The 12,185-nt window shown below is 59.6% G+C and carries 9 protein-coding genes and 1 tRNA gene; 3 read left to right on the forward strand and 7 right to left on the reverse strand.

What is annotated here, in order from left to right; translation table 11 throughout:
- Positions 1 to 92: 92 nt before the first annotated feature.
- From D1227_RS16360 to D1227_RS16385, 6 genes are all read right to left on the reverse strand, one after another.
- Positions 93 to 1,298, reverse strand: coding sequence for an OmpA family protein (locus tag D1227_RS16360; protein ID WP_199288339.1), 1,206 nt, complete (start codon positions 1,296 to 1,298; stop codon positions 93 to 95).
- 237 nt (positions 1,299 to 1,535) lie between these two features.
- Positions 1,536 to 1,612: transfer RNA gene (locus D1227_RS16365), tRNA-His, on the reverse strand.
- 74 nt (positions 1,613 to 1,686) lie between these two features.
- Positions 1,687 to 3,198: a flavin-containing monooxygenase gene (locus D1227_RS16370; protein ID WP_119405436.1), complete on the reverse strand. Its 1,512-nt coding sequence runs from the start codon at positions 3,196 to 3,198 to the stop codon at positions 1,687 to 1,689.
- A gap of 80 nt (positions 3,199 to 3,278) precedes the next feature.
- Positions 3,279 to 4,706 (reverse strand): efflux transporter outer membrane subunit, encoded by a 1,428-nt coding sequence (locus D1227_RS16375; RefSeq protein WP_119405437.1) that lies wholly within the window; start codon positions 4,704 to 4,706, stop codon positions 3,279 to 3,281.
- Between the two features lie 2 nt (positions 4,707 to 4,708).
- On the reverse strand, positions 4,709 to 7,843 hold the full coding sequence (locus D1227_RS16380; RefSeq protein WP_119405438.1) for an efflux RND transporter permease subunit: 3,135 nt from the start codon (positions 7,841 to 7,843) through the stop codon (positions 4,709 to 4,711).
- A 12-nt stretch (positions 7,844 to 7,855) separates the two neighbouring features.
- Complete coding sequence (locus D1227_RS16385; RefSeq protein ID WP_158586693.1) at positions 7,856 to 9,082, reverse strand: efflux RND transporter periplasmic adaptor subunit; 1,227 nt, start codon at positions 9,080 to 9,082, stop codon at positions 7,856 to 7,858.
- A gap of 155 nt (positions 9,083 to 9,237) precedes the next feature.
- On the opposite strand from D1227_RS16385, the gene D1227_RS16390 reads away from it, so the two are divergent.
- Together D1227_RS16390 and D1227_RS16395 are read left to right on the forward strand one after the other, a co-directional pair.
- Positions 9,238 to 9,834 carry a TetR/AcrR family transcriptional regulator gene (locus tag D1227_RS16390; protein ID WP_158586694.1) on the forward strand — a complete coding sequence of 199 codons (597 nt, stop codon included), beginning with the start codon at positions 9,238 to 9,240 and terminating at the stop codon, positions 9,832 to 9,834.
- A gap of 58 nt (positions 9,835 to 9,892) precedes the next feature.
- A complete protein-coding gene (locus tag D1227_RS16395; protein WP_119405488.1) occupies positions 9,893 to 10,501 on the forward strand; it encodes an exopolysaccharide biosynthesis protein in 609 nt (202 codons plus the stop codon).
- Between the two features lie 16 nt (positions 10,502 to 10,517).
- Here the strand turns inward: D1227_RS16395 and D1227_RS19850 are convergent, their stop codons facing one another.
- The gene (locus D1227_RS19850; RefSeq protein WP_147373345.1) at positions 10,518 to 10,775 is read right to left on the reverse strand and encodes a hypothetical protein; all 258 of its coding nucleotides are present in this window, start codon (positions 10,773 to 10,775) and stop codon (positions 10,518 to 10,520) included.
- Positions 10,776 to 10,949: 174 nt separating this feature from the next.
- On the opposite strand from D1227_RS19850, the gene doeB2 reads away from it, so the two are divergent.
- Positions 10,950 to 12,167 carry a N(2)-acetyl-L-2,4-diaminobutanoate deacetylase DoeB2 gene (doeB2, locus tag D1227_RS16405; RefSeq protein WP_119405442.1) on the forward strand — a complete coding sequence of 406 codons (1,218 nt, stop codon included), beginning with the start codon at positions 10,950 to 10,952 and terminating at the stop codon, positions 12,165 to 12,167.
- Positions 12,168 to 12,185 lie beyond the last annotated feature (18 nt).

A 12,185-nucleotide genomic window follows, 5' to 3' on the forward strand; every position in this document is an offset into this window, starting at 1 on the left:
ATCCATCCCCGGAGTTTCCAACAGTCTGCACCATAAAAAATGGCCCGGCGCATTGCCGGGCCATTCCTGTTTCTGGTTGTCGGATCGCCGTCCTAGCGGACGATGATCGTGACTTCCGAACGACGGTTCAGCGGCTCGCGAACACCGTCGCGCGTCGCCTTGGCGAGATCGTTCTCACCACGGCCTTCGGTCGAGATCATGTCAGACCCGATGCCACGCGACGTCAGTGCTGTTGCGACAGAAGCCGCACGGCGCTGCGACAGGCGGGCGTTGTAGGTCGCTGCACCCGAGGTGTCGGTGTGACCAACAATCGTCACCGAGCCCGGGGCACAGTCTTCACGCGCCCGGATGTTGGCAACAGCCTGGTCGATCACGGCAGCCGCCTGGCTCGTCAGGTCGGAGCTGTCCCACTCGAAGTAGACCACGAAGGCCTGGTTCAGCGTCGAGCAGGCTGCGACCGGCGCTTCCTCAACCTCTTCCGGCGGCGGCGGTGGCGGCGGCGGAGGCGGTGGAGGCGGCGGCGGTGGCGGCGGCGGCGGTGGCGGAGGCGGCGGCGGTGGTGGTGGCGGCGGGGCGCCGAACTGGTACCGCAGACCAACCGTCACGCTGTGATCGGTGTACTGGGCCTCATAGTTGACCGGGTTGGCGTTGTAATCGCGGCCAACGTACTGCAGATCGTCCGTCGTATAATACTTGTAGCCAATATCGAGAATGAGCTGCTCGGTGATGTCGTAGCCAATCCCTGCAAGGAATTGATATGCCAGAACCGCATCTTCATCGCTGAAGCCGTTAACGGTCGACGTGTTGCCTCCAACATCTGCAGCGCGCAGGCTGAAAGCCTTTGCTTTCACTTGTGAGATGCCAACACCGGCGCCCACATATGGGTTGAATGACGACTCCGGCATGAAGTCGTAGAGGCCGTTCACCATGAAGTCGATAACGGAAATCTTGCCGTCCGAACCCGGATCAAAGAACAGCGAAGCCGTATCAACCGGCGGGCCGCCATTGATCACGCCATCCGGATCAAGCGAGCCGGCACGCCAGCCAGCGACACCTTCAATACGGAAACCGTTTTCGAAACCGTAACCGATCCCCGCGCTGATGCCCGGAAGGCCACCATCCAGATCGGAGTCGCCTCCGAGGGAGTAAAGCGACCCCGGCTCAGCATCGTGATCCAGAGTGCCATCGAAAGTGTAGCCAAGATCAGCACGGCCATACCAGCCGTCCTGGGCGACTGCGACATTACCTGCCGACGCCATAGCGGCCGCAGCTGTCGCGCACATCAGAGTTCTTTTCATACTCATTCCTCTTTGTGAGCCGCATGAGCACCATTACTCACCGACCGCAGAGCTAACGGAGTGACCCGCATGGAATCGGTCTACAAAAGTTTTGTTCCGGAAGCGAGATGCGACGGGCAAGTCCGTTGGCTTCTTGTAGTTTTTTTTTGCTTGCGCTGCGTAAATGCAACAATTTTGGACAAATTTCGGACGAGTTTCGCGCAACGCACGAGCCGCTCTTCTGCGATGCCGGGGAAATGGTACCGCCTTCCCGGTTTGAACGGGAGACCTCTAGATCCACAATCTAGCGCTCTAACCAACTGAGCTAAGGCGGCACTCGCGCGTGACATACGCCGAGCAAGCAGCGCGTTCAAGACATTTTGCCCGGCTGTTGCAGTCGCCTGCAGGCTCACTGGGCCGCAACGGGCGGCCTAAGCGAATCGTCGGACGTATCTTCGCTCTCCGACCGCCTCGACCTGAAGACGAGCACGCCGTCTTCCAGATTGGCATGCCTGAGGGCGAATATGTCTTTCACATAATTCTGATGCAGACGCCAAGGCATGCGGTCGCCCTGTTTTGGCAGGTTCTCGCTGGCCCGCTGCACATAACCTGACGAGAAATCGAGCCATGGCTGGTCCCCCAAGGGTTCACCGGCTTCCGGACGAACCTCATCATAATCTTTCTTGTCCATGAAGCGTAGCAACCTGGTCGTGAAGTCGGCCGTGAGGTCGGCTTTCAGTGTCCAGGACGCATTCGTGTAACCGAACGTCGAAACCAGGTTTGGCACGTTCTCGAACATGATCCCGCGATAACCATGGATTTCGCCGGGCTGCACAGCCTGACCATCCACGACCAGATCGATCCCGCCGAGAAAATTCAGCTTCAGCCCCGTTGCCGTAACAATAATGTCGGCATCCAGGTGTTCGCCGCTTTTCAACTCGATCCCGTTCTCGCTGAATCGCTCAATGTGATCGGTCACGACCGATGCAGAGCCGGACTTCAAGGCCTGGAACAGGTCACCGTCGGGGACCAGACACAGGCGTTGATCCCATGGATTGTAGGTCGGTGTGAAATGAGTCTCGACGTCGAAATCGGGGCCCAGCTGTTCCTGCGCCATGTCGAGGATGCGCTTCTTGACTTTCGCCGGGCGCTTCCGGGCCATATTAAAAAAGAACATCTGGAACAGGATGTTACGCCAGCGGGTCACGCCATAAGCCCATTTTCCGGGCAGCCATTTGCGAAGCTGGATCGCCGTTGAATCCTCTGCCGGACGAGACACGACATAGGTGGGTGAACGCTGCAGCATTGTGACGTGTTCGGCGGTCTTTGCCATTTCCGGCACAAGCGTCACCGCTGTCGCGCCAGAGCCAATGACGACGACCTTCTTGCCGGCATAGTCGAGATCCTCCGGCCAGGCCTGAGGATGAACGATCTGGCCGGAAAAGCTCTCCTCACCCGGGAAAGAGGGCCGGTGGCCACCCTCGTAGGAGTAGTAGCCCGCACAGGTGTAAAGGAAACTGCAGCTCAGCCTATGGATGACGCCCGAAACCGCATCTTCGGCCTCGATGGTCCAGGTCGCCGTTTCAGAATCCCAGCTTGCCCGCTTTACCAGATGGTTGAAGCGAATCTGCTTGTCGATACCGTTCTCGCGAGCCGTCTCGTTGATGTATCGCAGAATGGACGGACCATCCGCGATGGCCTTTCGTTCGGTCCACGGTTTGAAGATGTAGCCGAGGGTGAACATGTCGCTGTCGGACCGGATACCGGGATACCGAAAAAGGTCCCACGTCCCGCCGATGGCGTCTCGGCCTTCCAGGATGGCATAGCTCTTTCCCGGACACTTTTCCTGCAGATGATAGGCCGCACCGATGCCTGACAGGCCGGCGCCGATTATCAGCACATCGAAATGTTCCTGTGTCATGCTCGCGATGAGAGCACGACCACTGCCCGTCTGTCTAGGTGACGCTCGCGTCAAGTTTAGCGGATTGTGCCGCCCGGGCGCTAATCTTGTCCCTGCGGTCCAGCCGAGACCGCACCCTGTTCAGGCCACGCGCCAAGGGCCCGGTAAAGCGCGATGATGTTGAGGTGTCGGACAAGTTCAGCCTGAATGAGCTGCTGGCGAGCGTTGTAATTGAGACGCTGCGAGTCAAGCACGGAGAGATAGTCATCGACCCCGACCTGGAACCGCTCCTGAGAAAGCTCCAGCGTGATCGATGTATCTTCAACCAGCCGCCCAAGCGCATCGACCCGCTCATCAATTGTCCGCGCCACCGCAAGCGCATCCGCTGTGTCCCGGAAGGCGGACTGGATCGCTTGCTCATAGCCGGCCACCGCGATGTCGCGGCGCGCCTGACTGACCTCAAGATTGGACTGTCTTGCGCCGGCGTCGAAGATCGGAAGCGAAATAGAGGGCCCGAAGCTCCAACCGGCCGTTCCGTCAAACAGATCGGTCAGGTCGCTCGACGCGTATCCGACTTGTCCGGTCAGTGAGATGACCGGAAAGAAAGCGGCCCGCGCTGCGGCGACATTCGCATTCGCCGCTAACAGCTGGCGCTCTGCCTGCTGCACGTCCGGCCGCTTGAGCAGCACCAGAGAGGACTGCGAAAGCGGAACGTCGCTGACCAGAGGTGCAGGCTTGAGCCGGGCCGCATCATACACCCCCTCGGGCAGGTCAGTCCCCACCACAAGGCGAAGTGCATTCAGGTCCTGATCCACCTGTGCAGCGAATTGGGCAACCTGGGCCCGCGCAGTCTCGACGCTGGCCGAGGCCCGGCGAACATCCAGCTCGGTCGCAACGCCAGCGTCAAACAGCTCACCTGTCAGCTCCAGCGATTCCGACTGCACATCGACCGTGTCTTCGGCCAGGGCGAGCAATGCCTTGTCGGCGGCCAGCTGCATCCAGAGTTCACCGACCGTCGCAGCAATCGAGATTTTCGCAGCGCGTTCGCCTTCTTCGGTTGCGAGATAGGATTGCAGGGCTGCTTCATTGAGATTTTCGACCCGACCGAACAGGTCGAGTTCATAAGCCGTGACGCCGATACTGGCGGATGCATTGTCACCAAACCCGGCACCGCCGGCATTGCCTGTTTCAAACGTACCGCCTTCCGTCACAGCGCCGCGTGCATTGACGGCCGGCAGACGTTGGGCGCGTGAGACGCCGTACTGCGCGCGGGCGAGCTGCACATTGGCCGCCGCGATCCGCAGGTCGCGGTTTTCGTCGAGGGCGAGTTCAATCAGCTGGCGCAATTCTGGCGCGGTAAAAACGTCCTCCCAGACAACCGGTTCGACGGGTTCACCGTCCGGATCGGTGACCGGGAGCGCGGCCGGCACCGGCGCATCAGGCCGCTCATAGGGTTCGGTGACGGTCATGCAGCCCGAAAGGATCAGGGTGCCGCTTGCGACTGCCAGTAGGAGTGATTTCCGGTTCATGCTCATGCCTCCGAAGGCTGCGCCTGTTTGAGCGGGCGCCCGCCTGCAAGTTTCCTGACTACAACGTAGAACATTGGCGCGAAGAACAAGCCCAACAGAATTGCCGATATCAGGCCTCCGACAACGGCTGTGCCTACGGCGACACGTCCAGCTGCCCCTGCCCCTGTGCTGAGCGCAAGGGGCAGCACGCCGAACCCGAAGGCAAAACTGGTCATCATGATGGGACGGAAGCGCATCCTCACCGCGCTCTTCACGGCTTCGACAAGCTCGGTGCCCTGACGCTCCAGATCGCGGGCAAACTCTACGATCAGGATGGCATTCTTGGAAGCAAGACCAATCGTCGTAAGCAGGGCCACCTGGAAGAAGATATCATTGTCGAGCCCACGCAGTTGCGCGGCAATGACTGCCCCCGCCACACCCAGAGGTGCAGTCAGCAGCACCGCAATCGGAACGATCCAGCTTTCATAAAGTGCCGCCAGGCAAAGGAAGACGAACAGGATCGAGAGGATGTAGAGCATTGTCGACTGACTTCCGGCCTCCCGCTCCTGCGCACTGATGCCTGACCAGGCAAGATCAAAATTGCCGGGCAGCTGGTCGACGAGCGTCTCCATCTCCGTCATCGCGACACCCGAACTGACTCCCGGCGCCGCATTGCCCTGGATATTGACCGCTGACAGGCCATTGAATCGCTGAAGCTGCGGTGAGCCATAAGTCCATTCCGTCGAAACGATTTCCTCGACCGGCGTCATACCACCATTGCCGTTGCGCACGCGCCAGTCACCAAGATCATTCGGCTGCATACGGGATTCCGCCTCGCCCTGCACATAGACCCGCTTGATCCGGCCCCTGTCCAGGAAGTCGTTGACATAGCTGCCGCCAAAGGAGACCGAAAGAAGGTTGGTAATATCGGCAACTGAAATGCCGAGCGCCTGGGCTTTCTGATAGTCGATGTCGATCTTGAATTGCGGGCCATCGGCGAGGCCATTAGGCCGAACCCCCGCGAGCTTCTGGTTCTGGCCGGCCATTCCAAGAAGTTGCCCCTGCGCCGCCATGAGCGCTTCGTGGCCTTCATTGCCTGCGTCCTGAAGATACAGGTCGAAACCAGCCGAATTCCCGAGCTCCGGGATCGGCGGCGGGACGATGGCGAACACCATGGCATCTGTGAACGAAGAGAAACTCCCCGTAACGGCGTTGGCTATCTCACTTGCGCCCTGTCCGGGTTCCGTCCGCTCAGACCATTCTTTCAGGGCGCCGAACGCGATGCCGTTATTCTGCCCTCGCCCAGCAAAGCTGAAACCAGCAAGTGTGAATATGCCTTCCATGCTGTCGCCGTGGGCATCGAAGTAGCGCTCGCGAACCTGGTCGACCACCTCGGCCGTGCGTTCCAGGCTGGCATCAGCGGGAAGGCTGACGAGCGTGATGACGCGCCCCTGGTCCTCCTGAGGCAGGAAAGAGGTTGGCAGGCGGGAAAACCCGAACCCGACAAGGACCACGATAACCGCGAAAACACCGACAAAGACCCAGCGACGGCGAATGATCCGGCTAACGACAGCTTCATAACCATCCCGCACTCGATTGAAGTTGCGGTTGAAGAAGGCTGCAGGTGCTCCCAACACGCCGCCCGGCTCGCCATGGCGGCCGCCTTTCAGGATCGTGGCGCAAAGCGCCGGAGAGAGAACAAGCGCAACCACCACCGAAAGGGCCATGGCCGAGACAATCGTCACCGAGAACTGGCGATAGATCAGACCGGCCGATCCCGGGAAGAAGGCCATTGGCACGAAAACAGCCGACAGCACCGTGGCAATGCCAACCAGGGCGCCGGTGATCTGCTTCATGGATTTTCTTGTTGCCTCACGCGGCCCAAGGCCGTCTTCCTCCATCACCCGTTCGACATTCTCCACTACGACAATTGCGTCATCGACCAGCAGGCCGATGGCGAGCACCATTGCGAACATGGTGAGCGTGTTGATGGAGAAGCCAAGCGCAAGCAGCACCACCATCGTCCCCAGCAGCACAACGGGAACCGCCATCATGGGGATGAAAGACGCGCGCAGGCTCTGCAGGAAGACGAGAATGACGATGAAGACGAGCACGACGGCTTCCAGCAGCGTCTTCTGGACCTCATGGATCGACGTCTCGATGAAGGGTGTAGAGTCGACGGGAAAGGCATATTCGAGATCGGCGGGAAAGTTCGCCGACAGCTCTGCGACCCGCTGTTTGACCGCCTCGGCTGTATCCAGCGCATTTGCGCCGGTCGCCAGCGACACCGCGAAGCCGGATGCCGGCATGCCGTTGAAGCGGGCAACGAAGGAATAGTTTTCCGCGCCCATCTCGACCCGGCCGACATCTTCCAGCCGAACGGAACCACCTTCCGGCGTTGTCTTGATCAGCAGCTGACGGAATTCGTCTGGCGTCGACAGCAGGGACTGGACGGTGATCGTCGCATTGATCTCCTGTCCCTCGACGGCTGGCGTTCCACCAAGCGAGCCAGCCGAGACCTGCGTATTCTGCGCGCGGATCGCTGCGATCGCATCAGCGGCAACAAGATTGTACTGGAACAGCTTGTCAGGATCGAGCCAGATCCGCATGGAATATTGCGAGCCGAAGAGCTGGACCTGACCAACACCATCGACCCGGCTGACCGGGTCATAAAGATTGCTTCGGATATAATCGCCGATGTCAGTCTGGTCGAACGTCCCATTGGGCGAATACAGCGAGGTGATCATCAGAAAGCCGGTGCTGGCCTTGTTTACTGTCACACCCTGGCGCTGGACCGGCTCCGGCAGGAGCGGGGTCGCAAGAGACAGCCGGTTCTGGACCTGCACCTGAGCGATATCCGGGTCGGTGCCGGTCTCGAAGGTCAGCGTGATCTGACTGGTCCCCGCCGAGCTCGACGTGGATGAGATGTAGTCGAGCCCGTCCAACCCCGTCATCTGTTGCTCGATGACTTGTGTGACGGAGTCCTCAACCGCCCTGGCCGAAGCGCCTGGATAGACTGCGCTGACGCTGATCGTGGTGGGCGCAATGTCAGGATACTGGGCGACCGGAAGGACACGCAGGGCCATGACACCGCCCAGCATGATGACAATAGCGATCACCCAGGCGAAGACCGGCCTGTCGATAAAGAAGTTTGCCATGTCGCGGGTCCGCTATTCAGGGGTAACGCTCGAAGGAGCCACCTTCATTGATGCCAGGTTGCGCCCGGAAACCGAAGAATCCTGAACCGGCGTGCCCGCACGCAGTCTCTGAAAGCCGGAAACGATCAGTTTCTGGCCTGCTTCCACACCGGCAGTGACGATCCAGTCGCTGCCTTCGGATTCCTGGATCGCCAGCATGACCTGCTGCGCCGTGCCATCATCTGCAACAATGTAGGCAAAAGGTTCACCCTTCGGCGTACGCTGAACGGCGCGCTGCGGGACGCGATAGACATCGTCGAGCGTCCCGGCAGAAAACTCGGCCTTCACGAACATGCCCGGCAGGATCAGGCCGTCCGGGTTGGGAACCTGGGCGCGGATGATCACCGTACCGGCTGCCTCATCAACGCTGACTTCGCTGAACTCAAGCGCGCCGCGATGCGGATAGGCCTGGCCATTTTCCAGCCGGACCGTCACCGGAACACCTGCATTCCCATCGCTGGAACGAATTCGCCCGGCTGCCACATCCTGGCGCCAGCGAAGCACTTCCGAACTTGACGCTGTCATGTCGACATAGATCGGGTCGAGCTGAAGAATCCGGGCGAGCTGCTGAGGCTGGTTGGCGGTAACAAGCGCGCCGGGCGTAACTGTTGAACGGCCGATACTGCCGTCGATCGGGGCCCGGATAGTCGTACGGGCAAGGTCAATGCGGGCCCGCTCAAGGGCTGCTTTCTGTATGCCGACTTCGGCCTCGGCTTGCTTGGCAGCAGCGTCAGCCTCGTCATAGGATTGCTGGCTGACAGCATTGATGTCGCTGAGCCGCTGGAAACGGCTAGCAGTCTGGCGGGCCGTCTCGGCCGTTGCTTGAGCCCGGGCAAGCGCTGCGCGGGCACTTTCCACCGACGCGACATATTCCGACCGGTCTATCTGGTAGAGCGCGTCGCCTTCGCTCACCTGCTGGCCTTCCGTGAACAGGCGCTTCTCGATCAGGCCGGAGACCTGCGGACGGATCTCGGCTTCGGCAAATGCGGTTGCGCGGGCGGGCAGAGACCGGACGCTCTCAACCGAAACCGACTCCAGCAAAATCGTTTCAACCGGAACCGCGGATGTCTGCATCTGTTGCGGGTTGGCCGTTTGAGCCGGCTCTCCCAACCCGCAGGCAGCCAGGAAAATGGCGCTGGCAAGTGCCGCCGCGGCAAGAACGCGGCGACCAGCGTAGAGGGAGGAAATCGTGGAGGCCATTTTCGGTCCTTCTCGAGTCATGCCATGGGTATATGTCTTGATATTAGCATGACTTTGTATAATTAGAATGAACGCTCTATCTATTGTTGCGCCGCAGCAAGTCAAGGGGCGTCGATCGAGTTTGGAGTTAAATGGTGCAAAAAGACTGCGCGCCAATGACGGGAGCAGAAAAACGGCGAGCTGCAAGGATCGACCAGGTTCTCGATGCGGCTGCTGACTGTTTTGTCGAATACGGCTTTCACAATGCCGGAATGGCCAAGATCGCCAAACGAGCCGGCATGAGCGTCGGCCACATCTACCACTATTTCGAGAACAAGGAGGCGATTATCGCGGCCATCGTAGACCGTGAATCAGCGCTATCGTCTCAGCGATTTCTTGAACTGGACGCCATTGCCCCCAGCGAACTGGCCGAAGCCATGGCCGACCGCGCGGCTCGGTCAATTTCAGACAATTCCGACATCATTCAGTCGGTCCTGAACATGGAGATGCTGGCGGAAGGCCAGCGAAATCCCGAAATCGCCAAAATCATCCAGCGCCACGACGAACATGTACGAAAGCAACTGATCCGCCTTTTTGGCGAAAAGCTTGGACTTTGCGATGCCGAAGCCCGCGCTGACATGCTGATGGTGGTCGTCTCAGGACTGGCAAGCCGCGTACTGCGCCATCCGGGGCTTGATCGGGCAAAGCTTGTCCCGGTCCTACGCCAGACGCTGATTGATCTTATGTCCCCAGGCCCGATCTGTAAGCGGTGAACCTTTTGGCGCCTCGAGCGCTGTCACTATCTGTATGGAGCAGACGGAAGGGACAGACTTGACGGCTTCGCGAGACGACCCGCTGGAAAATGTACTGGATCGGGCCATCAACGATATTGATGGCGAAAAGATTACCTTTGGCGATGTGCTGGACCTATTCGGCGATCGGTCGTTTGGACCGGTCATCGCCTTTTTGGGCCTACTGGTTGTGCTGCCGCCCCTGGGAGCCGTTCCCGGCCTGCCGGCGCTGATCGGCCTGATCATCATCATGTTTTCGCTACAGATCCTGTTCGGCGCCAGACATATCTGGGTACCCAAATTTGTGCAGAAGCGCTCAATCGGCAAAGACAAGCTGAAAGCCGCCAACCGCCGCGCCAAGCCCTGGCTAAAGCGGATTGATAAAATGATATCCGAGCGGCTGGAATTCCTGACAGGCCGCATCGCGGTGGTTGTTGCCGCCCTGATGGTCACCCTTCTTGCATTATTGATGATCCCGCTGGAACTGGTGCCGTTCGCGGTTGCCGCGCCCGGAGCCGCAATTGTCTTGTTTGGGCTTGCTTTTGTTGCTCGGGACGGCGTGCTCATGCTGTTAGGCTATGTGGCGTCGATTGCCGCGACGGTCCTCACAATCATTACGGTTCCGTGGGGCTCGCTTCCAGGCCTGTAGGTGGTCCCTACCTCATTCAAGCATCGCCGGTCACGCTCGATTTCGCTGACAATTCAAACGATTCCGGAACGGTTTGCCCGCCAAACAGTTTGATAAGGGAACGATGAGAAGGATCATGGGAACACAAAGCGGAAAGCTGACAGGTGATACGGCATGCGAGGAGACGCGTCAGCACCGGCGCGCCTTCCGAAAAGCCGTGTCCAGCGGACTGAGAAGGGCATTCCAGCCCGGCAAGCCGCACAGCCTGCCCAGTGATTTCATCGAACGTCTTCAAAAGGCTGACAGCAAAACAGCCAAGCCTTGAAGTTCAAAGACGGCCACGTGATGGTTAGATAGTCTAAGTTCTTCATTTTTCAGGATGATTTGCCCACGAACTGTTTCGCTAAACGAGGTGATTTACTCCCCGAAGGCGGGTTGAAGTCTGACTGCCGGAGTTTACGCTAAAGAAATGGAAGACATTATCTTCAGGCTGGAAAGCGAAGCCAACTCGGATGAATGGACATCTCTGATCGGGGCGTCCGTAGCGTTTCGCCGAGACCTTCATCGAAAGCCGGAGCTGCCTTGGCAGGAAGAAAACACCGCCGCCGCCATCCGCGCATCCCTCGATGCATTGAACATTCCCTGGCGTACATGCGCGGGCACCGGAACGCTCGCCACCTTGGCGATGGATGCGCCCGGCCGGCATGTCGGGCTTCGCGCCGATATCGATGCCCTGCCCATTCGCGAAGCGGGAGAGCATGACTGGGTGTCGACACACGAAGGGTGCATGCATGCCTGCGGTCATGACGGCCACGCAGCCGCCCTTATGTCGGCAGCCGCATGGCTGAAGATGCACGAAGCGGACCTGCCTGGACCGGTCACCCTGCTCTTCCAGCCGGCGGAGGAAGGCGGGCACGGCGCGAAAAAAATGATTGAGGACGGCGCTCTTGATGGTCTGGACGTCATTTTCGGTTGGCATAATTGGCCGGCGATCCCGTTCGGAAAGGCCGTCTGCCCGGACGGAGCCGTTATGGCCGGCAACGGTACGTTCCGGATTCACCTGCAAGGCTCGGGCGGGCATGCCAGCCAGCCGGAGAATACGCGTGACCCCGTCCTGGCCGCTGCGGCAGTAACCATGGCACTGCAACAGATCATCGCGCGCCGGATTACGCCGCAAAACGCTGCCGTGGTCAGCGTAACGTCGATCGAGGCCCCCAGCGGCGAAACGGTCATCCCGGACAGCGCGGTCCTTGCCGGAAGCATCCGGATCGCCGATCCATCAGATCGGGCCCGCATTGACGGAATGATTCAAGAAATCGCGACCGCACAAGCGGCCGCTTATGGTGTCGAAGCGACCGTCGAAATCTTCCCGCGCTATGACGCGACGATCAATCACGCTAGCCAGGCCGGCGAGATGAGAGCTGCAATCGCGGCTGATCTTGGACATGACTGGCAATTCGGCGAATTGCCTGTGCCCATCATGGCGTCAGAGGATTTCTCTTACTATTTGAAAGAGTTACCCGGCGCCTTTGCACTGATTGGTGCAGATGATGGCAACGGACATGACGTGCCATGCCACTCGCCACGCTACGATTTTAACGACCGGCTGCTGCCCATCGTCACGCGCATTTATGCGCGTCTGGCTGGTGCGCCACTGCCAACGCAATCAACCGCCCAACTGGATTGAGGCCGGCCGAACCATCCG

It is taken from the genome of Henriciella mobilis (assembly GCF_003576315.1).
GTDB lineage: Bacteria > Pseudomonadota > Alphaproteobacteria > Caulobacterales > Hyphomonadaceae > Henriciella > Henriciella mobilis.

Bases quoted from the DNA above. Each gene is read 5' to 3' on its own strand.
- D1227_RS16360 (WP_199288339.1), bottom strand. From the start codon at position 1,298: ATGAAAAGAACTCTGATGTGCGCGACAGCTGCGGCCGCTATGGCGTCG.
- D1227_RS16390 (WP_158586694.1), top strand. From the start codon at position 9,238: ATGACGGGAGCAGAAAAACGGCGAGCTGCAAGGATCGACCAGGTTCTC.
- D1227_RS16370 (WP_119405436.1), bottom strand. From the start codon at position 3,198: ATGACACAGGAACATTTCGATGTGCTGATAATCGGCGCCGGCCTGTCA.
- D1227_RS16385 (WP_158586693.1), bottom strand. From the start codon at position 9,082: ATGGCCTCCACGATTTCCTCCCTCTACGCTGGTCGCCGCGTTCTTGCC.
- D1227_RS16375 (WP_119405437.1), bottom strand. From the start codon at position 4,706: ATGAACCGGAAATCACTCCTACTGGCAGTCGCAAGCGGCACCCTGATC.
- D1227_RS16380 (WP_119405438.1), bottom strand. From the start codon at position 7,843: ATGGCAAACTTCTTTATCGACAGGCCGGTCTTCGCCTGGGTGATCGCT.
- doeB2 (WP_119405442.1), top strand. From the start codon at position 10,950: ATGGAAGACATTATCTTCAGGCTGGAAAGCGAAGCCAACTCGGATGAA.